This window comes from Comamonas endophytica, from assembly GCF_023634805.2.
In the GTDB taxonomy this organism is placed as follows: Bacteria; Pseudomonadota; Gammaproteobacteria; order Burkholderiales; family Burkholderiaceae_C; genus Comamonas; species Comamonas endophytica.
The window spans coordinates 3564746-3588000 of sequence record NZ_CP106881.1 but is presented as its reverse complement, the minus strand read 5'-3'; the positions used below and the strand labels follow the sequence as shown (position 1 = coordinate 3588000).

Annotated in this window: 22 protein-coding genes; 9 read left to right on the top strand and 13 right to left on the bottom strand. The window is 67.8% G+C overall.

Annotated features, from left to right (window positions below; genetic code table 11):
- Window positions 1-54: 54 nt before the first annotated feature.
- The 3 genes from M9799_RS16340 to M9799_RS16330 form a co-directional block, all read right to left on the bottom strand.
- Window positions 55-456 carry a hypothetical protein gene (locus M9799_RS16340; protein WP_231042368.1) on the bottom strand — a complete coding sequence of 134 codons (402 nt, stop codon included), beginning with the start codon at window positions 454-456 and terminating at the stop codon, window positions 55-57.
- A 61-nt stretch (window positions 457-517) separates the two neighbouring features.
- Entirely contained in the window at window positions 518-1996 is a 1479-nt protein-coding gene (locus M9799_RS16335) for a hypothetical protein (protein ID WP_231042367.1), read from the bottom strand.
- The gene (locus M9799_RS16330; protein ID WP_231042366.1) at window positions 1993-3171 is read right to left on the bottom strand and encodes a hypothetical protein; all 1179 of its coding nucleotides are present in this window, start codon (window positions 3169-3171) and stop codon (window positions 1993-1995) included. The genes M9799_RS16335 and M9799_RS16330 overlap by 4 nt, the downstream gene beginning before the upstream one ends.
- Before the next feature lie 490 nt (window positions 3172-3661).
- Here M9799_RS16330 and pdxH point away from each other — a divergent pair, with 490 nt between their 5' ends.
- Together pdxH and M9799_RS16320 are read left to right on the top strand one after the other, a co-directional pair.
- Complete coding sequence (gene pdxH, locus M9799_RS16325; RefSeq protein ID WP_377008520.1) at window positions 3662-4309, top strand: pyridoxamine 5'-phosphate oxidase; 648 nt, start codon at window positions 3662-3664, stop codon at window positions 4307-4309.
- A 469-nt stretch (window positions 4310-4778) separates the two neighbouring features.
- On the top strand, window positions 4779-5624 hold the full coding sequence (locus M9799_RS16320) for a tyrosine-type recombinase/integrase (RefSeq protein ID WP_231042364.1): 846 nt from the start codon (window positions 4779-4781) through the stop codon (window positions 5622-5624).
- 311 nt (window positions 5625-5935) lie between these two features.
- Here the strand turns inward: M9799_RS16320 and M9799_RS16315 are convergent, their stop codons facing one another.
- The 5 genes from M9799_RS16315 to msrA form a co-directional block, all read right to left on the bottom strand.
- The gene (locus tag M9799_RS16315) at window positions 5936-8062 is read right to left on the bottom strand and encodes a TonB-dependent receptor domain-containing protein (protein ID WP_422688652.1); all 2127 of its coding nucleotides are present in this window, start codon (window positions 8060-8062) and stop codon (window positions 5936-5938) included.
- Window positions 8063-8192: 130 nt separating this feature from the next.
- Entirely contained in the window at window positions 8193-8597 is a 405-nt protein-coding gene (locus M9799_RS16310; protein ID WP_231042363.1) for a hypothetical protein, read from the bottom strand.
- Between the two features lie 29 nt (window positions 8598-8626).
- Window positions 8627-8902 carry a hypothetical protein gene (locus M9799_RS16305; protein ID WP_231042362.1) on the bottom strand — a complete coding sequence of 92 codons (276 nt, stop codon included), beginning with the start codon at window positions 8900-8902 and terminating at the stop codon, window positions 8627-8629.
- A gap of 37 nt (window positions 8903-8939) precedes the next feature.
- Window positions 8940-9392: a Fur family transcriptional regulator gene (locus M9799_RS16300; protein WP_231042361.1), complete on the bottom strand. Its 453-nt coding sequence runs from the start codon at window positions 9390-9392 to the stop codon at window positions 8940-8942.
- Between the two features lie 134 nt (window positions 9393-9526).
- Window positions 9527-10060 carry a peptide-methionine (S)-S-oxide reductase MsrA gene (gene msrA / locus M9799_RS16295; protein WP_231042360.1) on the bottom strand — a complete coding sequence of 178 codons (534 nt, stop codon included), beginning with the start codon at window positions 10058-10060 and terminating at the stop codon, window positions 9527-9529.
- 145 nt (window positions 10061-10205) lie between these two features.
- Here msrA and M9799_RS16290 point away from each other — a divergent pair, with 145 nt between their 5' ends.
- The 6 genes from M9799_RS16290 (at window position 10206) to M9799_RS16265 (ending at window position 17812) form a co-directional block, all read left to right on the top strand.
- On the top strand, window positions 10206-10886 hold the full coding sequence (locus M9799_RS16290) for a TetR/AcrR family transcriptional regulator (RefSeq protein ID WP_231042359.1): 681 nt from the start codon (window positions 10206-10208) through the stop codon (window positions 10884-10886).
- An 11-nt stretch (window positions 10887-10897) separates the two neighbouring features.
- Window positions 10898-12073: an efflux RND transporter periplasmic adaptor subunit gene (locus M9799_RS16285; RefSeq protein ID WP_231042358.1), complete on the top strand. Its 1176-nt coding sequence runs from the start codon at window positions 10898-10900 to the stop codon at window positions 12071-12073.
- Between the two features lie 12 nt (window positions 12074-12085).
- Window positions 12086-15277, top strand: a complete 3192-nt coding sequence (locus M9799_RS16280) for an efflux RND transporter permease subunit (RefSeq protein ID WP_231042357.1) — start codon at window positions 12086-12088, stop codon at window positions 15275-15277.
- A gap of 67 nt (window positions 15278-15344) precedes the next feature.
- Complete coding sequence (locus M9799_RS16275) at window positions 15345-16055, top strand: protein-L-isoaspartate O-methyltransferase family protein (protein WP_231042356.1); 711 nt, start codon at window positions 15345-15347, stop codon at window positions 16053-16055.
- 7 nt (window positions 16056-16062) lie between these two features.
- The gene (locus M9799_RS16270) at window positions 16063-16407 is read left to right on the top strand and encodes a rhodanese-like domain-containing protein (protein ID WP_231042355.1); all 345 of its coding nucleotides are present in this window, start codon (window positions 16063-16065) and stop codon (window positions 16405-16407) included.
- A gap of 10 nt (window positions 16408-16417) precedes the next feature.
- Window positions 16418-17812 (top strand): TolC family outer membrane protein, encoded by a 1395-nt coding sequence (locus M9799_RS16265; RefSeq protein ID WP_377008515.1) that lies wholly within the window; start codon window positions 16418-16420, stop codon window positions 17810-17812.
- A gap of 10 nt (window positions 17813-17822) precedes the next feature.
- Here M9799_RS16265 and M9799_RS16260 read toward each other — a convergent pair whose 3' ends face one another.
- The 3 genes from M9799_RS16260 to M9799_RS16250 all read right to left on the bottom strand — a co-directional run bounded on the left by M9799_RS16260 (window position 17823) and on the right by M9799_RS16250 (window position 21419).
- Complete coding sequence (locus M9799_RS16260) at window positions 17823-19130, bottom strand: 3-deoxy-D-manno-octulosonic acid transferase (RefSeq protein WP_231042354.1); 1308 nt, start codon at window positions 19128-19130, stop codon at window positions 17823-17825.
- Between the two features lie 188 nt (window positions 19131-19318).
- Entirely contained in the window at window positions 19319-20707 is a 1389-nt protein-coding gene (locus M9799_RS16255) for a phosphomannomutase/phosphoglucomutase (RefSeq protein WP_231042353.1), read from the bottom strand.
- A gap of 109 nt (window positions 20708-20816) precedes the next feature.
- On the bottom strand, window positions 20817-21419 hold the full coding sequence (locus tag M9799_RS16250; RefSeq protein WP_231042352.1) for an isochorismatase family protein: 603 nt from the start codon (window positions 21417-21419) through the stop codon (window positions 20817-20819).
- A 172-nt stretch (window positions 21420-21591) separates the two neighbouring features.
- Here M9799_RS16250 and M9799_RS16245 point away from each other — a divergent pair, with 172 nt between their 5' ends.
- Entirely contained in the window at window positions 21592-22167 is a 576-nt protein-coding gene (locus M9799_RS16245; RefSeq protein ID WP_231042351.1) for a C40 family peptidase, read from the top strand.
- Here the strand turns inward: M9799_RS16245 and M9799_RS16240 are convergent, their stop codons facing one another.
- Window positions 22168-22746, bottom strand: a complete 579-nt coding sequence (locus M9799_RS16240; RefSeq protein WP_231042350.1) for a hypothetical protein — start codon at window positions 22744-22746, stop codon at window positions 22168-22170.
- Entirely contained in the window at window positions 22743-23003 is a 261-nt protein-coding gene (locus tag M9799_RS16235; RefSeq protein ID WP_231042349.1) for a GlsB/YeaQ/YmgE family stress response membrane protein, read from the bottom strand. The genes M9799_RS16240 and M9799_RS16235 overlap by 4 nt, the downstream gene beginning before the upstream one ends.
- Window positions 23004-23255: the final 252 nt, after the last annotated feature.

Genomic DNA, 23255 nt, shown 5'->3' with positions numbered 1-23255 from the left:
CAAGACGCAGTGGCACGACCGCCGCGTCGGTTGAGGAAACAGGGCTGGCGCTGCTTACCTGCGGCCCATCGCCAGGGCCAGCACCAGGCCGGCCAGGCCCATGGCGGCCAACGGACCCAGCACCAGAGGCGTCATGAACCTGGACGCATCGACTATCGACAGCAGCGCGGCCGTGGACAGGCTGGCCAGGAACACGAAGAGCCACCAGGCCGCCGCGTTGGCCCGGTTGGGCGACACGCGCCTGGACACCAGGGCATTCGCGTAGGCGTTCTTGGCGAAGAAGAACGCCACCAGCAACACCAGCAGGACGCCTCCACCGACCAGCAGGTCGCGCGAGGAGGTGTCCACTCCGGGCGCGCCTTGCGCCACGGCCACTTCACCGAAAGCCTGTGCGCCCGAGCCGTCGGCAGGCAAAGGCAATGCGAATCCGCTGTCGTTCGACTCTTGCTGTGACATATTCTGCGGCCTTTCAGGTTGAATGGGGAGAGGCAAAACCGGTTTTCGGCCGGTGCTGATCTCAGGATTTGCCCAGGGTCAAGCTGTGGCCGTCATTGACCGATGCGACCCGGGGAGCGCCCAGCTGGCGCTGGAGCACGCCTGCTTCCTCGCCGTGCAGGTTGCGCAGCGGCAGGCGGGAAAACACCTTGAGCATCACCTGGCGCGGCTGACCGTCGACGACCACTGCACAGCGCCGGGTGCGCCCTCCCAGCAGACCCAGTGCCGCCAGGCCGCCCACGAGCAGCAGCACGCCGCCGACGACCGCCAGCACCGGCGCCAAGGGATATTGAACGCGCAGCAGCAAGGGCACCTGGACCCGTGAACTGCGCACCAAAGCGGGCGGCATGAACACGTCGGAGAGCGGATCGCCGGGAAACAGCGCATGCATCTCGTCGCGGAACGCCTGGGACACCTCCAGATGCTGGTCACTCAGGCCGAGCTCGACCTGCAGCGGAATCAGCATCTGCTTGCCCATGGCGGACAGGGCCGGCATGGACCAGGCCGAAGGCACCTGCTCGACCGGCAGCGTCAGCTGCACCTGGACGGGACGCGACGCCGCGGGGTCAAGCGACTGCACCTGCGCGGGCTCGAGCTGCAGCACGGTGCTTGCCTGGGGCGCGATCAGCCGGCCATGGACGCGCGCGCTGGCGATGGCGTAGGGATAGAACCGGTTCTGCAGCGACGCCTGCAGCGTCACCCGGGGAGCGAGATAGGCGGGGTCGACATCGAGCACCAGCGTGCGCTGGTCGTCCGCCAGACTGATCTGCATGTGCGGTGCATTGCTTATCGATCGCGGCACGACGCGCAGCGCATCCTGGTCCACGGGCTTGAGGCGCGCGGGCGGCCTGGTCAATACCTTGGCAAGCCGGCCTTCGGCCAGGATGCGGTCAAGCGCCTGCGCCGCCGGCGCGCCATAGGCCAGCGCATAGACCATCAGGCCCTGCGCTTCGAACCATTTTCCCTTGACCGGCATGCGCAGCGGGAAAGCCAGCGTCTTGGTGATCGACGGGTCGGAATGCAGCAGCTGATAGAACTCGCGGTTGCGTTCGGCAGTGCGGGAGTCGTTGTTCGGGCTGTTGCGGTTGTTGGTGAAGATCCACAGCACGCCCGACGCCTGCTGGAATGGGCCATTGATGGTGCCCAGGATGGCCTCACGGAAATCGGTGTCTGCCAGAGCCGCGCCGCGGCCCTTGCGAGCCACCTGCAGCGCTGCAAGGCCCGCCGCCACCTGGCCCGCACCCTGCGACTGGGACAGCAGGCGTGGCGACGCATTGGCGCCCGCGCTTTGGTTGAAGGCCAGCGTGCTCGCCTCGTCGTGCGGCTGGACTACGGCTGCGGCCACTGCTGCCACCAGTGGTTTGAGCTGCGAGCCCGCATCGGTGTAGAACGGCTCCATCCAGCCGGAGTTCTGCACCAGGAAGGCGTGCTGCACCGGGGCCCGGGCCATGGCGCAGCTGCAGGCCACGATCGCACATGCTGCCACTGTCTGGAGCTTCATGGCTGCAGCTCCCAGCCATGGATCTGCTGCAGCTGCGCATGGAATGCCCAGAGCATGCCGTCATGCACGAACCAGCGCAGACGCCAGGGCATGGCCACGTTCAGCGTGAAAAATGCCGTTTGTCGCGTGCCCTCGTCGAGCACCAGGACGGCGCGCACGCGCTCGGTCGAGCGCAGCATGCCCGCCAGGCCGGATGTGTTTTCCAGGCGCAAGCCCAGGATGCTCCCGCTGGCCGTGGATTCCAGCATCGGCAGCACGATCTCGACTTCCGTGCCATCGTGTCCATGTTCAGGCTCCTCCCAGGGCGGCGTGCGCTGGCGCCGGGCAAAGCGGAAGTTCACGCCGCCGGTGCCCATGCGCGGCTGCAGCGCGGGCATGCGTGCTTCCTGAAACGGCGCAAGGCTCAGGTACTCATAGGAGCGCCGGGATGCATTGCGGCACAGCTGCCAAAGCTCGCCATCGCTGGCCAGGTAGGGCGAGCCAAATTCAAATGCTGGCTTGAGATCGGCGGGCCATGGCACGAACACCGCATCGACAGTGCCGGTGGTGCGGCGGTGGAGCTCCAGGCGGCCGGCATCGCCGAGCCACATCGCCCTTCGCGCATCGGCCACCGGTGCCTGCATGGCGTTGAGAACCAGAGGCAACTCCGCTGTTTCCAGTACCACGCCATCGCCAGCCCGGCCCTCCAGGTCACAGCATGCGAACTGCACTGCACCACCGGTCGCGCGCAGCGGCGCCCAGATCCGCCCCATCCACTGGATGGGCGCGCCGATGGAGGGCAGCCGGCCCACATAGCCGACCGTGAATGCCAAGCCCGGCACGTCGGGGGTGAGGCAGGCCAGGCCCTCTTCGGTCGGTATGAAGAGATGGCTGCAGCCCGCGGCACCAGTGCCGACTTCCGCACGCCAGGACATGCCAAGCGTTTTCCGGCAGCAGGCCAGCAGATGCTCCCGCGCGTGGGTCAGCAGCGCCCATTGCCGCGAGTCGGGCAACCAGGCGTAAAGCAGGCCTTTGCCAGGCTCGAGGGCCAGCAGCACGGGAACGGCCGTGCCAGCCGGCACGGAAAAGAACTCGAAATCGCCGGCCGCTGGCGGTTTGAGCAGCTGGTCGGCGGAATCCGTTTGCCGGCGCAGCGCAGTCCCCGCGAGCTGCAGCGGCTGGGACGTCTGGCACAATCCGTTGACATCGCCTAGCCGTACATGCGGTGCCTGGCCGAACGGTGGAAGCCAGGTAGGATGCGGGGCGGTCACCGGCGCCGATCGCAAGGGCCGGCCCCATTCGGGGTCAAACAGGAACTCGGGGGGAAACAGCGCCGAGGCGTCTTCTGCAAGCCATGGGAGACACAGCAGCAATTGCAGGTCGGCTGCCGACACGCTTGCCGCTGCGTGGCCCAGCCGGGTAGTGACCGGCTCGAAGCCGGATGAGCTGGCGGATGGCCGCCATGTGCCGGATGCCAGCTCCCAAACCTCTTGCACCTGCGTGGACATAGGCATGCATATCACTCCAAGTTACAAACCGCTTCTTGGGACGGGACAGCGCGAAGGGTTTGAAACGCACTCCACGGCCGCAGCAGGCAACGCTTCCTGGATGTGTCCGGGCCGTAGCGCGACGGGTGCCGGAGGCTGCAGTTCCACCGGAAGGCTTGCTCGCATGCACAATGGCGCAATGAGCCAAATCTCCTCTTCCATCGCCGATCTGCGCAAAAGCTATGAGCGTGCAGAACTCAGCGAAGACGCTTCACACGCCCGTCCCATGCAGCAGTTCGATCAGTGGCTGCAGGAGGCGCTGAATGCCCAGGTGCCCGAGCCCAACGCGATGACGCTGGCGACCGTGGGCGCAGACCAGCGCCCGAGCACGCGCATCGTGCTGATCAAGGGCTACGATGAGCGCGGCATCGTCTGGTACACCAATTATGACAGCCGCAAGGGACGCGAAATCCAGGGCAATCCCTTTGCCGCGCTGCAATTCCACTGGGTCGAGCTGGAACGCGTGGTGCGCATCGAGGGCCGCGTCGAAAAGATCAGCGCCGAGGATAGCGACGCGTATTTCCAGAGCCGCCCGCTGGATTCGCGCATCGGCGCCTGGGCCAGCCCGCAAAGCCAGGTCATCTCCGGCCGCAGCGTACTGGTCGCCAATGCAGCGCGCTATGGCGCGCAGTTCCTGCTGTCGCCTCCGCGGCCACCGCATTGGGGCGGTTTTCGCCTGGTGCCCGAACGCTTCGAATTCTGGCAGGGCCGCAAAAGCCGGCTGCATGACCGGCTGTGCTACCGCCTCGAGGGAACCGAGTGGGTGCGCGAGCGGCTCGCGCCCTGATGGCTACAAGCCGGCACCCTGCCCGGCCATGCCTGGCCGGGGCGCTTTGTCGGCCGGCCGCGCCTAGCCGGCCGCGCCCGGCCCACGCGGAGCGTGGGACCTCAAAAGCAGGCATGGAACATGCCTGCTTTTCTATTGGTGGTTTCTTTGTGTTGCCATTCCAATGATTCTTATGTTTTACCCAATTCATGTAAGTTACATTCAAGGAATGACAAAACCTGTGCTTGAACGTAGTGCGACCCAGCCGGCGGTTCCAGCTGCTAGCCCACCGGATGCTCTCGCTGCCTTCGTCCACTGGCAGCACGCCGAACTGCATGGCGAATGCCATGCAGCGGATGGCGTCGATGTGGAATTTCCCGATACTGGCTATGCCCTGGTCTGGAAAGCCTGGACACAGCAATTGCAGGCCCATCCGGCACGCGTACGGACATCCCGCGCCGGCGATGGAAACGCCCTCCCCTCCAAGCCAGTGTCTGGCCGCGCCTGGCATGAGGCCACGGCCGAGGATGTGGCGCACTTCCTGCAGATCCGCCCGGGGCAACGTGCCCATCACCAGCCGGAACGCCAGATCAGCGAGGTCACGCGCCGGCGCTACTGGCGCCTGCTGGACCGCATCTACGCGCATGCCCTGCTCCAGGGCTGGGTGGCCAGCAACCCGGTGCAGGCCGTGCATCCATTCGAGCGCCCTGCCCCCGAGCAGCCCACCGGCCATGTGTTGCCCCCGGCGCTCTGGGCCGCGCTGCCGCGCCACTTCCCCGGCAGTGATGACCTGCAAAGCGCACGCGACCATGCCGTGCTGCGCCTGCTGTACGACCTGGCGCTGGCACCCGAGGAAATACGCCTGCTGACCATTGGAGCACTTCGCGATGCCGGGAAGGCGGCGCTGGGCATGGGCGAACGGCCTTGTTTCGTGCAGATGGAAGGCCAGCGCCCGGCGCAGCAGCGCTGCCTGCCGCTGCCCTCGCCCACCGCGCAGGCGCTGGCTGCATGGATGGCCTTCAGATCCAGGAACGGAACGCCGGCGCTTGCGCAGGCGCCGCTTTTCGAGTCGCGCAAAGGCGGGCCGCTGACCATTCGCGCGCTGTTCCATATCGCGTCCAAGACCATCGCACTGGCCCAACAGGCCCATCAGGATCAGGCCGTACCCCTCGCGCGCATGGGACCGCAGGTGCTGCGCAACACGGCCATCGTGCATTGGCTGCACCAGGGAATGGCTCCGACCGAAGTGGTGCAGCGCATCGGCGTGGACCATCCACGGGCGCTGGCACATCTGCAGCACTGCGTCGATGCGCTGAATCCGGTGAGGTTCAGCTAGCCAAACACCACGGTCTGTATGGGCCTACACCTCCGATGTGGATACCGCTGAAACGCATCTCCCCGATTCCAGCATTGTTTTGATCGGCCTGTTCCAGACCAGCCCTCTTCTCAGCAGCCAAACGCTAGCCAACCAAACATGTAAGTTACATCGGCTTGATTCGCGGTTTCCGGATGACTGTATCTATATACAAATACATCAAGCAGTGCCTTTCTCCCTCGACAGGCTCGTGCCAACGGAGCCAAGGATCCGTTTGCGCCGAGCATGCCGAAGGATCGACAGGAAGGGAAGCCGCAGCCCCCCGTGCCACCTCAGAAGTCCACCTTCACTCCCACCGTGACATTGCGTCCCATCAGTGGCGCAGCCGATTTGATGAAGGAGGTATGCGCATAGGCCAGGCGGTCGGTCAGATTGCGCGCCTTCACATAGACCTGCCACGGCGTGCCGCCGGCAGTGCGCATCTGGTAGCTGGCCGAGAGATTGAGCATGCCGTAACCCGCAGTGGTGCTCTCGAATTCGGCCACGCGCCTTTGCTTGCCGACCTGCACCCATTCCGCCATGCCCTGCCAGCCGTTCCAGCGCGCATCCAGCCGCAGGCCCACGCGTGCCGACGGAATGCGCGGCAGCGCGCTGCCATTGTCGAGACGTGCGCGCACCGTGTCGCCAAACAGCGTCACCCCCCAGATGCTGTTCAGGCGCTGGCGCACATGGCCTTCGAGGCCGGTGAAGCGCGCATCGGCCTGGCTGTACTGCAGCAATTGCAGGCCGTCGTGCTCGTCCAGCGTGCGGCCGTAGATATAGTTGTCCACGCGGTGCTGGAATGCGCTGATGCCGAAGGTGGTGGCGCCGCTGGTCTTGCGCAGGGACAGGTCCCAGGCGCGGGACTTCTCGCGCTGCAGATCGGCATTGCCGACTTCATAGGTCGAGGTTGCCATGTGCAGGCCTTCGGCATAGAGCTCCTCCACCGTGGGCAGGCGGCTGGAATGCGTCAGCGAGGTGGCCAGCTGATAACCCGGTGCCAGCTGCCAGACCGCGCCCAGCGATGCCGAGGTACCGCTGTGCTTGCGCTCGATCCCCGAGGTGCGTGCCTCGGCCGTCTGGCGCTCGTGGCGCAGCGCGCCTTCGAAGCGCCAGTCCTGCCAGCGGTATTCCTCGAGCAGGAACAGGCTGTGCCGCCGGGTTTCGGTGGGCTGCACGTAGGCTTCCTCGCCCTCGGCGCTGAACTTGCGCTGGGTGGTCTGGAAACCAACCACGCCACGCAGCCCGCCGATCGGCAGGTGCTCGAGCTCGACGCGCGCATCGTGCGCCTTGTTGCTGAAGGTGGTGGCCACCGCGCCCTCCTCGATCTCGTCGTGGCGGTAGTCGGTCACGCCTGCGCGAAAGCGCAGCGCCGCCGCGCCGGCAAAGGGCTGGCGCAGCTCGCCGCGCACATCCACGCGCTCGCTCAGCAGATCCACCACCGGCACACCGTGCGCGTGATCGTGATCGTGATCGCCGTGTTCATGGTCGTCATGGTCATGGTCATAGTCATCGTGACCGCCGCAGTGCAGATGGTCGCCATGGGTGTGGCAACCTTCGAAGCCGTGGCTGTGGCCTGGCAGGCCGTAGCGCGACGACTGGCGCGTATAGGCCGCGCCCAGGTAGCCCTGGCTGCCGATCCACGACAACCCCAGGCTGCCGGTGTCGGTTCGATTGAAGCTGCCGTCCACGCGCGAGCCCCCGCTCCAGCCGCTGCCCACGCGGTAGTCGCCGGCATCGCGCGCCAGGCCCTCGGCATGGACCGCGACCTGGCCCGAGCCGCCCGTCACGGAGAAGGCGCCGGCCTTCTCGCGTGCGCCGCTGCCGTAGCGCATCTCGAGGCTGCCCTCATAGCCCTTGTCGGGAATGGCGGTGGGAATCTTGTTGTCCAGGATATTGACCACGCCGCCCATGGCGCCGCCGCCGTGGATCAGCGCCGAGGGGCCGCGCAGCACTTCGACCTGCGTGGCAAGCAGTGGCTCCACAGCCACCGCGTGGTCGGGGCTGATGGTCGAGGCATCGTGCAGCTCGACGCCGTCACTCAGGATCCTGACGCGCGGTCCATCCATGCCGCGGATGATCGGGCGGCTTGCGCCCGCGCCGAAATGGCTCGAGTGGATGCCAGGCTCGCTGGCCAGCGTCTCGCCCAGCGTGGCCTCGCGGCGCAGCACCAGTTCCTGGCCTTCGAGCACGCTGGCAGGTGTGGTCATCTCGCTGCCCGACTGTCCCAGCCCGCTGGCAGAGACCCGGACTTCGGACAAGGTGCCTTCGGCGGCAACGGGCGCCAACGCCTGCGCCGAAGCCAGGGTGGAAAAGGCCCAGGCGGCCACGGCGGCGCAGGCCATGGCGATCTGCGTGGGGCGTGGAGCCAGGAGAGTGGCGGACGCGGAATCACCCCGGAGGGCTTGGATGCGGTGCATGGAAATGCTTTCAGAAACAGGCATGGCGCAGCGCCCCAGGGGAGCGCGCAGCGCCAGCGCAGGCCACCAGAGGGCCTGCGCAAAAAATCAGGGAAACGGGGAGTTCGGCGCCGTGAAGCTGGCGCCAGGATCAGACGGCAGCAGCGGGAGGTGCGCGCGGATCGAAGAAAGCGGCAGAACCGGCGGATGCGGTCCTGCCTTCCACATGGCATGGAAGTTCCCGGGGCAGGCCCTGTGGCAGTGGAGCGCCTGCGGATGGCGGACCGGCCCAGGCATTGAGCTGATCGTGCAGCTGGCAGTCGCTGTGGCCATGCCCGGAAAACAGCGCCAGCAGCCAGTGTCCGGCGAGGTCCCGGCCCGGATCAGCCTGGATGGCTGCAGCTGCAACCGCATGCACATGCATGCCCGCGCCCTGCCATTTCGCGGGGTGCACGACCTGGTGGATGCGCCCCAGCGCCGGCGCCAGCAGCATGGCCAGCGCCAGCCAGCACAAGAGCAGGCGTGCGCGATGCGGGCGGGGCGCGGACAGCGTCATGAGGAAGGGAATCTACCGAAAATGCCGGCTCAATGCACGTGGCGCATGCCGCAGTATTTGCCGATGGCCAGGCCCTTGCAGGCTTGGACCAGCTCCTTCTGGCACACGGAGTGGCCCTTGCCCGAAGCCAGGCACTGGGCCGCCGCCTGGTGCGCGGCGGCCATGGCCTGATGGCGCTCGATATCGGCCTTCACTTCCTGGGCGGTATGCTTGTCCTTGCCATCGTGGTCATGCGCATGCGCCACGGGCAGCGCCGACAGGCTCAGTGCGGCAAACAACAGGGCAAAGGTACGAAGGGCTTTCATGGCAGGTCTTTCAAGAGGAAGGGATCGGGTGGGCGGCTCAGGCGGACGGCTGTGCACAGCCGGCACAGCGGCCACGCACCGCAAGCTCCAGCTGCAGCGCTTCATGCCCGGCGGCCTGCAGTTCCTGGCGCAGCGCGCGCAAGGCACTCTGCAGCCGGTCCTGGTGGCCCGCCAGCCGGATCTGCTGATGGCAGCCATCGCACTCGAAGCGCGGCACCGCTGCGCCGCCTTCCGCCGGGGCACGCATATAGCGCGCGATGCGCTCGGCATCGACACTGCGCTGCAACAGCCCGGCAGCATGCAGCTTGTTCAGCAGGCGGTAGACGGTGACGCGATTGACGTGAAGCCCCTGCGCCTGGAGGCTGCGCTCCACATCGGCTTCGCTGTAAACGGCATCGGGCTGCGTGGCAAACAGCGCCAGCACGGCCTGGCTGGCGCGCGTGGAGCGCATTCCGGCAGGCAAGGTCAACGGAGCGTGGGCAATGGGCATGGGCAGGTATGCAGGAGAAGGCGGTTGGCGCGCGCCAGGGAACGCGCTAACGCAACCGCGTTGCATTATGCCCAGTTTTCAAGAGATTTTTTACAAATGCCGCAGCCCGTTGCGAGCATCCGGCACGCGCCGCGTCAGGCGCCCGGCTTCATCCATTCGGAAAAGCTCTTGCGGAACTTCTGCACCTTGGGGCTGACCACGAACGCGCAGTAGCCCTGCTCCGGATGCTGGCGGAAATAGTCCTGGTGATAGTCCTCCGCGGGCCAGTAGCTCTGCAGCGGCAGCACCTCGGTCACGATGGGGCCTCCGGCTTCGGGCGCGAGCTCGTCGATCACTGCGCGCGCGACCTCGGCCTGCAATGCGTCGACGAAGTAGATGCCGCTGCGGTACTGCGTTCCCACGTCGTTGCCCTGGCGGTTGAGCGTGGTCGGGTCGTGCGTGGCGAAGAAGATCTCCAGCAACTGGCGCAGGCCGATGACCTGGGGATCGAAGACCAGGCGCACGACTTCGGCGTGGCCGGTCGTGCCGGTGCAGATCTGCTCATAGCTGGGGTGGTCGACATGGCCGTTGGCATAGCCGCTTTGCACGTCGATCACGCCGCGTACGCGGTCGAAAACGGCCTCGGTGCACCAGAAGCAGCCACCGGCGAGGTAAATGGTTTCTTGCATGCCTTGCTTGTACACGAATTGCAGGGGTCGAAGCAATCAGCCAGAGGCGCTCGACGCTACTGCCGGCTGGATTGACGCTCCCCGAGCCCGTGGATATATTAATAACCACTCAGTCATTAAGATGCCGTATACCTCCTCCGGTTCCATGAAGCCCCATCCCGCGCCATCGCAAGACCTGCCGCAGCCTGCAAGGAGGCAGCGCCGCGTGCGCCGCAAGGATGCCCGGCCCGGGGAGCTGCTGGACGCGGCGCTGGATCTGTTTGTCCAGAAGGGCTATGCCGCCACCCGCGTCGAGGAGGTCGCCGCGCGCGCCGGCGTTTCCAAGGGCACGCTGTTCCTTTACTTTCCCAGCAAGGAAGACCTTTTCAAGGCGGTGGTGCGCGAGAACATCGCCGGCCGCTTCAGTGAGTGGCAGCTCGAGCTCGACAGCTTCGAGGGCGACAGCGAGGCGTTGCTGCGCCGCTGCTATGCGGTCTGGTGGGAGCGCATCGGCAGCACCCGGGCATCGGGCATCACCAAGCTGATGGTCGGCGAGGCGCGCAATTTCCCGGCCTTGGCGCGTTTCTACCACCAGGAAGTGACCGAGCCGGGCACGGCGCTGGTGCGGCGCATCCTGGAGCGCGGCATCGCGCGTGGCGAGATCCGTACGCTGGATCTGCAGACCGGTGTCTATCTGGTGCTGGCGCCCATGGTGTTCCTGACGCTGTGGCAGAACTCGATGGCGCCCTGCCTGCCCGGCCAGGATGCCGGCGCCAGCCTGCCCTTCAGCCCCGAGGCCTATCTGGAAACGCAGATCGACAATCTGTTGCGCGGTCTGCGCCCCTGACTTCCCATCCCATGTCACGCCGCAAACTCATTCTCCTGTCCCTGATCGCCGTGCTGGCCCTGTCCATAGGCATCGGCCGCGCGCTGCTGACGCGCAAGCACCAGCAGCAAGCCGTGCAGCAAGCCACCACGGCGCCTCCGGTGGCGCTGCGCCTGCAGCCGGCGGAAGTGCTGAACTTGCAGCGGCGTGCCCTGCCGCTGGGCGTGCCCGTCTCGGGTGTGGTCGAAGCGCTGCAGGTGGCCAGCATCAAATCCTATGCGGCAGGCACGCTGCAGGACCTCACGGTGCGCGAGGGCGACAGCGTACAGGCCGGCCAGGTGCTCGCGCGCGTCGATGCAGCGGATGCCAGCGCCCGGCTGCGCCAGGCCCAGCAGGAGGCCGAGGCGGCGCGCGCGCAGCGCTCCATCCAGGAGCGCCAGCACAGCAACAACCAGGCGCTGGTCGAGCAGGGCTTCATCTCGCAGACCGCCCTGCGCACTTCCGACGCCAATCTGCAGGCGGCGCAGGCACAGTACCAGTCGGCGCTGGCCCAGGCCGAGGTGGCGCGCAAGGCGGTGGCCGACACCGTGCTGCGCAGCCCGATCGCGGGACAGGTCGCCGAGCGGCTGGTCAACAACGGCGAGCGCGTGGCCGTCGAGACGCGCGTGCTGGAGATCGTCGACCTGCGCCAGCTGCAGCTCTCGGCGCTGCTGCCCCCCGCCGATTCGCTGCAGGTGCGCCCCGGCCAGCGGGCGCGGCTGCGGCTCGACGGCAGTGCGCAGGAGTTCGCGGCGCGCGTGGTGCGGGTCAGCCCGCGGGCCGATGCCGCCACGCGCAGCGTTCCGGTCTATCTGCAGCTCGAATCCGCGCAGGGCGCGGTGCTGCGCCCCGGCATGTTCCTGCAGGGGCAGATCGACATCGGCGCCGCGCAGGCGCCACTGGCATTGCCGCTGGACGCGGTGCATAACGACAAGCCCCAGCCCTATGTGCAGGTGCTGCAGACTGTGGACGGCCAGCCGCGCATCGCGCACCAGACGGTGACGCTGGGCGCGCGTGCGCTGATCGACGGCCGCGCCTGGGTCGCGGTCGAAGGCCTGCCCGAGGGCAGCCGGATCGTGGGCGCCAGCGCCGGCGCGCTGCGCGAGGGCACGCGGGTGGAGATCGCCGCGGACCCGGCTGCGGGCGCGCCCTCCAGCCCCGCGCAGTAAGGGCCCTCCTCCATGTGGTTCACCAAAGTCAGCCTGCACAACCCGGTCTTCGCTACCATGGTCATGGTCGCGCTGATGGTGCTGGGCATGTTCTCCTATCAGCGGCTCAAGGTCGACCAGTTCCCCAACGTGGACTTCCCGGTCGTGGTGGTGACGGTGGATTATCCCGGCGCCTCGCCCGAGATCGTGGAGAGCGAGGTCACGCGAAAGGTCGAGGAAGCGGTCAACTCCATTGCCGGCATCAACGCGCTGACCTCACGCAGCTATGCGGGCACCAGCCTGGTGGTCATCGAGTTCCAGCTGCACATCGAGGGGCGGCAGGCTGCGGACGATGTGCGCGAGAAGGTGGCCTCGGTGCGGCCATTGCTGCGTGACGAAGTGGAGGAGCCGCGCGTGCTGCGCTTCGATCCGGCCGATGCGCCGGTATGGTCTCTGGCCGTGCTGCCCACAGGGGGTGCAGGTGGCCAAGGCAAGGCGATGTCCGCGGTCGAGCTCACCAGCTGGGCCGACCAGGTGCTGAAAAAGCGCCTGGAGAACGTACGCGGCGTCGGCGCCGTGAACCTGGTGGGCGCCACCCCGCGCGAGATCAATCTCTATCTCGACCCCCAGGCGCTGGAAGCCTTCGGCATCAGTGTGGAGCAGGTGGCGCAGGCCGTGCGCAGCGAGAACCAGGACCTGCCGGTGGGGGCGGTGCGCTCGCTGGCGCAGGAGCGCATGGTGCAGATCGACGCGCGCATGCAGCGCCCCGAGGACTTCGCCGAGATCATCGTCGCGCAGCGCGGCGGCAGCACGGTGCGCCTGGGGCAGCTCGCGCGCGTGCTGGACGGCCCGCAGGAAGTCGAGAGCCTGGCGCTGTACAACGGCCAGCGCAGCCTGCTGCTGTCGGTGCAGAAAGCCCAGGGCGACAACACCATCGAGGTGGTCGAGGGGCTGCGCCGCGCGGTCGCCGGCATGCAGGCCGAGCTGCCGCCGGGCGTGCGCCTGGAGCCCATCGGCGACATGGCGCGGCCGATCCGCGTGGCGGTGGACAACGTGCGCCAGACGCTGATCGAGGGCGCGGTGCTCACGGTGCTGATCGTGTTCCTGTTCCTCAATTCCTGGCGCTCGACGGTCATCACCGGGCTCACGCTGCCGATCGCGCTGATCGGCACCTTCCTGTTCATGCACTGGCTGGGCTTTTCCATCAACATGGTGACGCTGATGGCGCTGTCGCTGTGCGTGGGGCTGCTGATCGACGACGCCATCGTGGTGCGCGAGAACATCGTGCGCCACCTGCAGATGGGCAAGACGCCCTATGCCGCGGCCATGGACGGCACGCAGGAGATCGGGCTGGCGGTGCTGGCGACGACGCTGTCCATCGTGGCCGTGTTCCTGCCCATTGGCTTCATGCAGGGCATCATCGGCAAGTTCTTCCACGAGTTCGGCCTGACCATCGTGGTGGCGGTGCTGATCTCGATGTTCGTGAGCTTCACGCTCGACCCGATGCTGTCGAGCGTCTGGCATGACCCCAGCGTGCATGGCGAGGCGCGGCAGGACCGGCCCAGGAGCCTTTACGAACGCAGCATCGGCCGCGTCACCGCCTGGTTCGAGCGTGCCACCGACCAGCTCGCCGGCGTCTACCAGCAGATCCTGGCCTGGGCACTGGGCCACCGGCTGGCGACGGCAGTGGCGGCGCTGGCGATCTTCGCGGCCAGCGTGATGATGGTGCCGCTGCTGGGCACCGAGTTCGTGCCCAAGGCCGACTTCTCCGAGACCACGGTGCAGTTCCACACGCCCCAGGGCAGCTCCATCGAGGCCACAGAGGCCAAGGCGCGGCAGGTGGAGGCGGTGATCCGCGCGCTGCCCGAGGTGCGCTACACGCTCACGACCATCAACACCGGCTCGGCGCGCGGCAAGACCCATGCCAATATCTATGTGCGCCTCACCGACCGCAACCAGCGCACGCGCGGCGTCGAGGCGATGGCCATCGAGCTGCGCCAGCAGTTGCGCCGGATCGCGGGCATCACCGTGACCCAGGTCGGGCTGCTCGAGCCCGTGGGCGGGCAAAAGCAGATCGCGTTCTCGCTGCAGGGCCAGGACCTGGCCGAGCTCGGGCGGCTGAACCGGCAGGCAATGGAGCTGATACGCGATATCCCGGGGCTGGTCGATGTCGAATCGAGCCTGGAAAGCGACACCCCGCGCGTGACGCTGGCCATCAAGCGCGAGGCCGCGTCGGATCTGGGGTTGACGACGGGTGCGGTGGCCAGCGCGCTGCGCACGCTGCTGGCCGGCCAGGACGTGGGCAACTGGCGCGCCGGCAACGACGAGACCTATGACGTGCAGCTGCGCCTGGCGCCCGAGGACCGGCTGGCACCGCTGCAGCTCGCGCGGCTGCCTCTGCTGGTCACGGGCGCGGACGGCACGCGCCGCAACATCCGGCTGGACCAGGTGGTCGAGATCCGCGAATCCGCGGGCCCGAGCCAGATCAACCGCCGCGCGCTGACGCGCGAGGTATCGATCACCGCCAACGCTTCGCTGCGCTCGGTGGGCGAGGTCTCGGCCGATATCCGCGAGGCGCTCAAGGGCCTGGCGCTGGCGCCGGGCTACAGCTACCAGTTCAACGGCTCGACCAAGGACATGGATGAATCCTTCGGCTATGCGCTGTCGGCGCTGGCGCTGGCCGTCGTGTTCATCTACATGATCCTGGCCAGCCAGTTCAGGAGCTTCGTGCAGCCGCTGGCGCTGATGACCGCCCTGCCCCTGACGCTGATCGGCGTGGTTCTGGCGCTGCTGATGTTCGGCTCGGCGCTGTCGATGTTCTCGATGATCGGCGTGATCATGCTGATGGGGCTGGTGACGAAGAACGCCATCTTGCTGGTGGATTTCGCGATACGCGCGCGCATGGACAGCGTCGACGCCGCCACCGGCGCCGTCACGCCGGGCCTCGAGCGCGGCCCGGCGCTGCTGCTGGCGGCACGGGTGCGGCTGCGGCCGATCCTGATGACCACGCTGGCCATGGTCTTCGGCATGCTGCCCCTGGCGCTGGCCGTCACCGAGGGGTCGGAGCAGCGCGCGCCCATGGGCCAGGCCGTCATTGGCGGCGTCATCACCTCCTCGCTGCTGACACTGGTCGTGGTGCCCGTCATGTACTGCTATATGGACGATCTCGCCAACTGGGCGCGGCGGCTGGCGGGGCGAACACGCCACAAAGCCGGGCCTGACTGAAACCAGGAGCCCGCACCCTCGTAGAATCAAAGGTTTGTCGAGACAAGCCTTCCCCGAAAGTAACCCCATGAACATGCCCCTGAACACCCTGGCCAACACCGCCGACCCCGTCGAGCAAGCGCGCTTCAACATGATCCAGCAGCAGATCCGCCCCTGGAACGTGCTGGAGCAGGACGTGCTCGAGACGCTCACGGCCGTGCCGCGCGAGCTGTTCGTGCCGCCCGAGCACGAGGGCCTGGCCTTCATGGACATCGAGATCCCCCTGCAGGGCACGCCCGAGGAAGCCGCGGCCAAGGGCTGGACCATGCTGCAGCCGCGCGTCGAAGCACGCATGCTGCAGGACCTGAATGTGAAGTCCACCGACCGCGTGCTCGAGATCGGCGCCGGCTCGGGCTACATGGCGGCGCTGCTGGCGCACCATGCGCGCGAGGTGCTGACCCTGGAAATCGTGCCGGAGCTCGCCGAGATGGCGCGCGAGAACCTGGCCGGTGCCGGCGTGGCCAACGCCACCGTGCGCCTGGCCGATGGCGCCACCGACCCGCTGCCCGAAGGCCCCTTCGACGTGATCGTGCTCAGCGGCTCGGTCGCCGAGGTACCCACGGCGCTGCTGCAGCACCTGGCCGAAGGTGGCCGCTTCGGCGCGATCATCGGCAAGCAGCCCGTCATGCGCGCCACCTTCGTGCGCCGCCTGGGCAACTCCTTCGAGACGATCTCCCCCTGGGACACGATCGCCCCGCGCCTGCACGGCTTTGCCGAGCCCTCGCCCTTCAAGTTCTGAGGTGCATATGCTTGCCCAGGTCCGTCCCGCGCAATTCGATCAATGGCTCGAGCAATGCCGGGCGCAGGGAGTGACGCCGCTGGTGCTCGACGTGCGCGAACCCTGGGAATGCGCCACGGCCAGCGTCACGCCCGACGGCTTCGAGCTGCTGAACATTCCCATGCAGGACATTCCCGCGCGCCAGCAGGAGCTCGATCCCGAACGCCCCGTTGCCTGCCTGTGCCACCACGGCATGCGCAGCATGCATGTAGGCATGTTCCTGCTCAACCAGGGCTTCGAGCAGGTGACCAATATCACTGGCGGCATCGATGCCTGGACGCGCGAGCGTGACAACGCCGTCCCTCTGTACTAGAAAGAACGCAATGCCCCTGGCCCGCCGTGTTCCGCCCTCTTTCCGGCGCCATGCCGGCGCCCTGCTGGCCCTGGCGGTCGGTTGCGGCTTCATGCCGCTGGCATCGGCGCAGAGCCTGGTGGAACTGGTGGAGCGCGCGCGCGGGCATGATGCCATCTGGCAGGCGCGCCAGGCCGAAACCGATGCCGCCTACAGCCGCTCGGAGCAGGCGCGCGCGGGCCTGCTGCCCTCGGTGGGGCTGCAGGCCGGTGCGAACCGCACGCGCACCGAGGTCAGCCAGCCGGCGTTCACCCTGAACGCCAGCAGCCAGACCGCGACGCTCAGCGCCGCGCAGCCGCTGTACCGCCCCGCCAACCGCATTGCCTATACGCAAGGCCAGCGCAGCTTCGAGATCGCGCTGGCGCAGCGCGACGCGGCCGAGCAGGACCTGATCGTGCGCACCAGCCAGGCCTATTTCGATGTACTGGCCGCAGAGGACACCCTGCGCTTCGTGCAGGCGCAAAAGGAGGCGGTGTCGCAGCAGCTGGCGTTCGCGCAGCGAAATTTCGACGTGGGCAACGCCACCATCACCGACTCGCGCGAGGCGCAGGCGCGCTTCGACCTGATCGTGGCGCAGGAAATCGCCGCCGACAACGATCTGCGCGTCAGGCGCCTGGCGCTCGAGCAGCTGGTCGGCGTGCCGGGCGTGCGCCCGCTGCCGCTGGCACTGCCCGTGGCGCTGCCGGCGTTGTCGCCCGCCGATCCGCAGGCCTGGGTGGATGTGTCGCTCGGCACGCAGCCGCAGCTGCGCCAGGCGCAACTGGCGCTCGACGTGGCGCGGCTGGAGACACGCAAGGCCGAAACCGGCCATCTGCCCACGGTGGACCTGCAGGCCGGCTACAGCATCAACAACAACCCGCAGGGCACCGTGACCGCGCCCCAGGGCGGCTACAAAGCCAAAAGCGCCAGCGTCGGCGTGCAGCTGAACCTGCCGCTGTTTGCCGGCTTCTCGGTGCAAAACCGCGTGAAGGAAACGCTGTCGCTGGAGCGCAAGTCCGAAGCCGATCTCGATCAGGCGCGGCGCAATGTCGAGCAGTCCACGCGCACCGCCTTTTATGGCGTGCAGTCGGGCCAGGGCCAGGTGCGCGCGCTGGAAGCGGCCGAGGCCTCCAGCCAGAGCGCGCTCGAGGCCAACCGGCTGGGCTACGAGGTGGGGGTGCGCATCAACATCGACGTGCTCGATGCCCAGAGCCAACTCTTTCAGACCAAGCGCGACCTGGCGCTGGCGCGCTACAACGTGATCCTCGGCCAGCTCAAGCTGCGCCAGGCCGCGGGCACGCTGGGGGACGACGATGTGCAGGCCGTGAACGCGCTGCTGTCCGGCACGCCGGCCGGGTTGCCTGCCGTGCCGGCGGCTGCGCGCTGAGCGGCGGGCTTCAGCGCCGCGAACTGCGCAGCAGTTCGTCGACGGCCTGCGCAGTGGCCCGCGCCGCGCCGCGGTGCGCCTGGGCGAACTCGAGACAATGGGCCACGGCCGCGGTGCGCGCGGGCACATCGTGCACCAGCGCCAGCGCCGCCTGCAGCCCGGCATCGAGATCGGCCACGCGGTGCGCCGCGCCCGCCGCGCAGGCCAGCTCCGCGGCTTCGGCGAAATTGAAAGTGGACGGCCCGACCAGCATCGGGCAGCCGCAGGCCGCCGCCTCGATCAGGTTCTGCCCGCCCAGCGGCGCGAAGCTGCCGCCCAGCAGCGCGGCATCGGCCATCGCGTAGTACATCGGCATCTCGCCCAGCGAGTCGCCCAGCCACAGGCACTCCTCGCCGGCCTGGGCCTGCGCGCGCGGCGGCGCGCCCAGCCACTCGCTGCGCCGCGACACGCGCAGCCCCGCCGCCTGCAGCGCCAGCGCCACGCTCTCGAAACGCTGCGGATGGCGCGGCACCACCAGCCACTGCACCTTCAGCGCCTTCTCGCCCAGCCGGCGCAGCGCGGCGATGAACAGCTCTTCCTCCCCCTCGCGGCTGCTGGCCAGCATCACGACCGGCCGCGCCGAGCGCTGGCGCCACTGCGCACCCTGCGCCAGCTGGCCCGCATCGGGCAGCACATCGAATTTGAGATTGCCCAGCACCGCGCGCACCGGCGCCGCCAGCGCGCGCAGGCGGCGGGCATCGCCCTGGGTCTGCGCCCAGACGGCGGCCAGAGACTGGTAGGCCGGCATCGACAGCGCCGGGAACTTCAGCGCCTTGTCCAGCGAGTGCGCGTTGAGGCGCGCGTTGGCCAGCGCCAGCGGAATGCCGTGGGCGCGGCAGGCGGCGATCAGATTGGGCCAGACCTCGGTTTCCATCAGCAGCCCCACGGCCGGGCGGAACTGCTGCACGAAGCGTTCGACGGCGGCACGCGTATCCCAGGGCAGCCAGACCTGCAGATCGCCGTGGCGCAGCAGCCTGGCGCCCTCGGCGCGGCCCGTGGCCGTGCCATGGGTCAGCAGCAGACGCATATCGGGCCATTGCGCGCGCAGCGCGTCGATCAGGATGGCCGCGGCGCGGGTCTCGCCCAGCGAAACCGCATGGATCCAGATCCAGCGCCCGGCGCCATCGCGCCCCAGGCTCTCGGGCTCGTAATGGCCGAAGCGCTCCTCGACCTTGAGACCATAGCCTGGCTCGGCCTGCGCGCGCTGGCGCAGCTTGTGCCGCAGCAGCGGCTGGCCCGCCCAGGTCAGCGCCGAGTACAGCGCCAGCGCCCAACTCATTGGAAACTCCTGCCTATCTCAATGAACCACTGCACTTCGCATCGCTCGCAGTTCTTGGTATGGGCAGGGTCCAGCGCGGAGACACCGGGCAAGTGCCGCCCCGCGGCGAGGGTGTCGTCCCTATGGCGGGCCTCCCCTTCCACCGAAGGATGAGAGGGGGAAGCGACGAAGTCGCTCAGGTGCCTCATTCAATGTGCCGCGCTGCCGATCTGCGCCCCGGGCTTGACCTGCTCCAGCAGCGCCAGCATGTCCGCCTCGATGCGCTGGAGCGCCTCGGGTGTCTGTCCCTCGAAGCGCAGCACCAGCACCGGCGTGGTGTTGCTGGCACGGATCAGGCCGAAGCCATCGGGCCAGTCGACGCGCAGCCCGTCGATGGTATTGAGCTGGGCCGGGGCCGCGAAGCGGCTTGCGGCCAGCGCCTGCAGCTCGGCCGTGAGGCGGTGCGGTTCGCCCTCGGCGCAAGCGACATTCAACTCTGGGGTCGAATGGCTGGTGGGCAAGGCATTGAGCAGCGCGCTCGGATCCTGGCTGCGACTGACGATCTCCAGCAGACGGCAGCCCGCATAGGTGCCGTCGTCGAAGCCGAACCAGCGCTCCTTGAAGAAGATATGGCCGCTCATCTCGCCGCCCAGCGGGGAGCCGAGCTCCTTCATGCGCGCCTTCACCAGCGAGTGGCCGGTCTTGAACATGACCGGCTCGCCCCCGGCTTCGCGGATCGCGGGCGCCAGGCGCTGGCTGCACTTGACGTCGAACACGATGTGCCCGCCGGGCACGCGCGAGAGCACGTCGCGCGCGAACAGCATCATCTGGCGGTCGGGAAAGATATTGCTGCCATCCCTGGTCACGATGCCCAGCCGGTCGCCGTCGCCATCGAAGGCCAGGCCCAGCTCGGCATCGCTGCCTTGCAGCGCCGCGATCAGGTCGCGCAGGTTCTCCGGCTTGCTCGGGTCGGGATGGTGGTTGGGGAAATTGCCGTCGACTTCGGAAAACAGCTCGATGACCTCGCAGCCCAAAGCGCGGAAGATGCCCGGCGCCGAGGCGCCGGCCACGCCGTTGCCGCAGTCCACCACGATCTTCATCGGCCGCGCCAGCTTCACGTCGCCCACGATGCGCGCACTGTAGTCGGCCAGCACGTCGGCATGGCGCACCGCGCCGCCGGGCAGCGGCTGCCAGCTTTCCTCTTCCATGGTGCGGCGCAGCGCCTGGATTTCCTCGCCATGGATGGCGCGGCCGTTCAACACCATCTTCAGGCCGTTGTAGTCCTTGGGATTGTGGCTGCCCGTGACCTGGATGCCGCTCTGGCACAGCGTCGCGGCCGCGAAGTACAGCATCGGCGTGGTCGCCACGCCGATGTCGATGACCTCGATGCCTGCGGCCACCAGGCCCTCGATCAGCGCCGCCGACAGCGCCGGCCCCGACAGGCGGCCATCGCGCCCCACGGCCACGGTGGTCTGCCCCTCGGCGCGCGCCGCCTTGCCGAACGCCAGGCCGACGCCGCGCACCACGTCTTCGTTCAGGGTCGTCGGCACCACGCCGCGGATGTCATAGGCTTTGAAAATGGAAGGTGTCAGCTGCACGGAGGGCTCTCGAAGGGGAAGGGAAACCGGCACCGCCTGCGGCGCCGGCGCAACAGAAAAATCATTGTAGGCCGGCCCCGGGCGTTGGCGCCGCCGCGGGACCGGGCGTTCACTTGACCAGTGCCAGCAGGTCCTTGAATGCCGGATGCTCGCAGCCACGCAGCCACTCGAACACCACCATCTCGGTCGTGACCAGCTCCACGCCGGCGCCGGCCAGGCGGTCGAAGGCCGCGTCGCGGTTGCGCTCGGTGCGCGAGCTGCAGGCGTCGGTGACGACCCAGACGTCGAATTCCTCCTCGACCAGATCGAGCGCGGTCTGCAAAAGGCACACATGGGCCTCGCAGCCGGCCAGCACGATGGCCGGGCGCTCGGGTTCCTGGTTCTGCGGCTTCTGCAGGTGCTTGGGCAGGCTGCGCGCGTTGCCCCCCTGGGGGCGTGCCGGCGGGCGCAGCCATTCGCCCAGGCCTTCCTCGACGGCGCTGAACTGCATCTTGGCCAGTGTCCTCCCGCACAGCGCGCGCAGTTGCGCGTCGTTGGCGCCCAGCTTCGACGGGTTCTGCTCGGTGCCGAAGACCGGCACCTCGAGCAGCTCGGCCGCGCGCGCGAGCAGGCGCGCATTGGCCAGCACTGCCTCGCCCTCGAACATGGCCGGCATCAGCCGTTCCTGGTAGTCCACCAGCACCAGCTGGGATTCAAGCGCGTCAAGCAACATGGAATTCTTTCTCTACGGTCTGCAATGGCTGCATTGTCGCAGCCTGGACACACCCGGCTAGGTAAAAACGCTGCCATCTTCAGGACTGTGGCGCGGTGCACTGTAGGAAAAGACCTCCCGGATCCGTATCAATTTTCGCCAGGACGTTTTTTCCGTGTTACTCTCCGACCCCATGTCCAGATGGTTGTGTGTACTCCTCTTCACATGTGTCAGCGCCCACGCGGCGCCTGATGCCAGCTCCACCGACGACGACATCCAGCGCCTGCTGGTCAGCCGGGGACTGATTTCACAGATCAATACGCAGTTGCATGAAGCCGGCCACAGTGTCGCGGCGCGCACCTCCGAGCTGGTCGGCACCGCCATGGGCTTCCTCGGCGTGCCCTACCGCCGCGGCGGCAACAGCGCCGCCACCGGCTTCGACTGCAGCGGTTTCGTGCGCGCGATCTACTCGCAGACCGTGGGCCTGGTGCTGCCGCGCCGCGCCGACGAGCAGGCCAAGGCCACGCAGAAGATCGACAAGAACGAATTGAAGCCCGGCGATCTGGTGTTCTTCAACACCATGCGCCGTACCTTCAGCCACGTCGGCATCTACGTGGGGGAAGGCAATTTCATCCATTCGCCCCGCTCCGGCGCCTCCGTGCGCGTGGAGAGCATGCAGACGCCCTACTGGTCGCGCCGCTTCGATGGCGCGCGCCGCGTCGAGACGGCGGAGCTCACGGCTGACACCCTGGCTGCGGTCAGCCGCTGATCAGCCGCCGCCGTGCATGTTGCGGCGCGCCGCCCGGCGCGCCTTGGCCAGCAGCTGGTCGGCGCGCGCGCTGCTTCCCACCGGCATATCCACATCGGCGCTTTGCGCCACGCGGATGCAGTCACGGATATGCTGCTCACCCAGGAAACGCAGCGCCGCATAACCCATGGCGGCCGCCACGGCCGTCCCGACGATCGGCACGAACTTCCCCAGGCGCTTGGCGGCCATGCGCATCGCCACCTTCTGCACCATGCGCACGACCATCTCGCGCGTGACCAGCTTGCCGATCAGCACCGAGCCCACCACCGCCACCGCCTTCTGCACGCCCTCGCGCCGTGACGGCTCGAGCGCATCGATCTGCTCGGCGCTCAGGCCAAACTCCTGGCTGATGCGGGGGATGAGGCGTGCCAGCAGCGCGGCGTCCACAGCCCAGTCCAGCCCCGGGATGGGCAGGCTGCTGGCCACCGCGCCCGCGATGGCGCGGCGGTGCAGCAGCTTGCGCGCGCGCTCGGCCGCGGCGTCGATCTGCGATTGTCTGCCGGGCGGCATGGCGTCGGCGAATTCGGTGGATGCGCTCATCGGCCAGAGGTCTTTCCGCGCACGAATTGGTAGATCACCAGCAGCACGATGGCGCCCAGCACCGATGCGATCCAGCCCGCAGCGTCCCCTTGCTGGTACCAGCCCAGCGCCACGCCGATATAGCTGGCAAGAAACGCCCCGGCAATGCCCAGCAAGATGGTCATGATCCAGCCAAGGCTGTCATCGCCGGGTTTGATCGCGCGTGCGATCAAGCCCACGATCAGGCCCACGATCAGGGTTCCGAGAAGAGAGAACATGGACAAGCTCCTTGGGGTGATGGTTTTGACATGACTCTAGTCCTGGCCCGCCAAGCGCATGTGTCGGACAGAGGCTTAACCTGCCGGTGCCCGCACGCCCACAGCCGCAGGCAGCCAGGAGGCCTGTTCGCCCAGGGATGACGCTTCGCGTCCGCGCCCGCGTGGATCGATGCACACGCCAAGTCATCCGCGCCGGCAGGGCCTCTGGCGCCTGTAACCAGCGACGCATTTACCATGGTTTCGCGGCAGATC

What these genes read in the sequence shown, in the direction of transcription:
- M9799_RS16340 (WP_231042368.1), bottom strand. Translation starts at nt 456, where the DNA reads ATGTCACAGCAAGAGTCGAACGACAGCGGATTCGCATTGCCTTTGCCT.
- M9799_RS16335 (WP_231042367.1), bottom strand. Translation starts at nt 1,996, where the DNA reads ATGAAGCTCCAGACAGTGGCAGCATGTGCGATCGTGGCCTGCAGCTGC.
- pdxH (WP_377008520.1), top strand. Translation starts at nt 3,662, where the DNA reads ATGAGCCAAATCTCCTCTTCCATCGCCGATCTGCGCAAAAGCTATGAG.
- M9799_RS16315 (WP_422688652.1), bottom strand. Translation starts at nt 8,062, where the DNA reads ATGCACCGCATCCAAGCCCTCCGGGGTGATTCCGCGTCCGCCACTCTC.
- M9799_RS16310 (WP_231042363.1), bottom strand. Translation starts at nt 8,597, where the DNA reads ATGACGCTGTCCGCGCCCCGCCCGCATCGCGCACGCCTGCTCTTGTGC.
- M9799_RS16305 (WP_231042362.1), bottom strand. Translation starts at nt 8,902, where the DNA reads ATGAAAGCCCTTCGTACCTTTGCCCTGTTGTTTGCCGCACTGAGCCTG.
- M9799_RS16300 (WP_231042361.1), bottom strand. Translation starts at nt 9,392, where the DNA reads ATGCCCATTGCCCACGCTCCGTTGACCTTGCCTGCCGGAATGCGCTCC.
- msrA (WP_231042360.1), bottom strand. Translation starts at nt 10,060, where the DNA reads ATGCAAGAAACCATTTACCTCGCCGGTGGCTGCTTCTGGTGCACCGAG.
- M9799_RS16290 (WP_231042359.1), top strand. Translation starts at nt 10,206, where the DNA reads ATGAAGCCCCATCCCGCGCCATCGCAAGACCTGCCGCAGCCTGCAAGG.
- M9799_RS16285 (WP_231042358.1), top strand. Translation starts at nt 10,898, where the DNA reads ATGTCACGCCGCAAACTCATTCTCCTGTCCCTGATCGCCGTGCTGGCC.
- M9799_RS16280 (WP_231042357.1), top strand. Translation starts at nt 12,086, where the DNA reads ATGTGGTTCACCAAAGTCAGCCTGCACAACCCGGTCTTCGCTACCATG.
- M9799_RS16275 (WP_231042356.1), top strand. Translation starts at nt 15,345, where the DNA reads ATGAACATGCCCCTGAACACCCTGGCCAACACCGCCGACCCCGTCGAG.
- M9799_RS16270 (WP_231042355.1), top strand. Translation starts at nt 16,063, where the DNA reads ATGCTTGCCCAGGTCCGTCCCGCGCAATTCGATCAATGGCTCGAGCAA.
- M9799_RS16265 (WP_377008515.1), top strand. Translation starts at nt 16,418, where the DNA reads ATGCCCCTGGCCCGCCGTGTTCCGCCCTCTTTCCGGCGCCATGCCGGC.
- M9799_RS16260 (WP_231042354.1), bottom strand. Translation starts at nt 19,130, where the DNA reads ATGAGTTGGGCGCTGGCGCTGTACTCGGCGCTGACCTGGGCGGGCCAG.
- M9799_RS16250 (WP_231042352.1), bottom strand. Translation starts at nt 21,419, where the DNA reads ATGTTGCTTGACGCGCTTGAATCCCAGCTGGTGCTGGTGGACTACCAG.
- M9799_RS16245 (WP_231042351.1), top strand. Translation starts at nt 21,592, where the DNA reads ATGTCCAGATGGTTGTGTGTACTCCTCTTCACATGTGTCAGCGCCCAC.
- M9799_RS16240 (WP_231042350.1), bottom strand. Translation starts at nt 22,746, where the DNA reads ATGAGCGCATCCACCGAATTCGCCGACGCCATGCCGCCCGGCAGACAA.
- M9799_RS16235 (WP_231042349.1), bottom strand. Translation starts at nt 23,003, where the DNA reads ATGTTCTCTCTTCTCGGAACCCTGATCGTGGGCCTGATCGTGGGCTTG.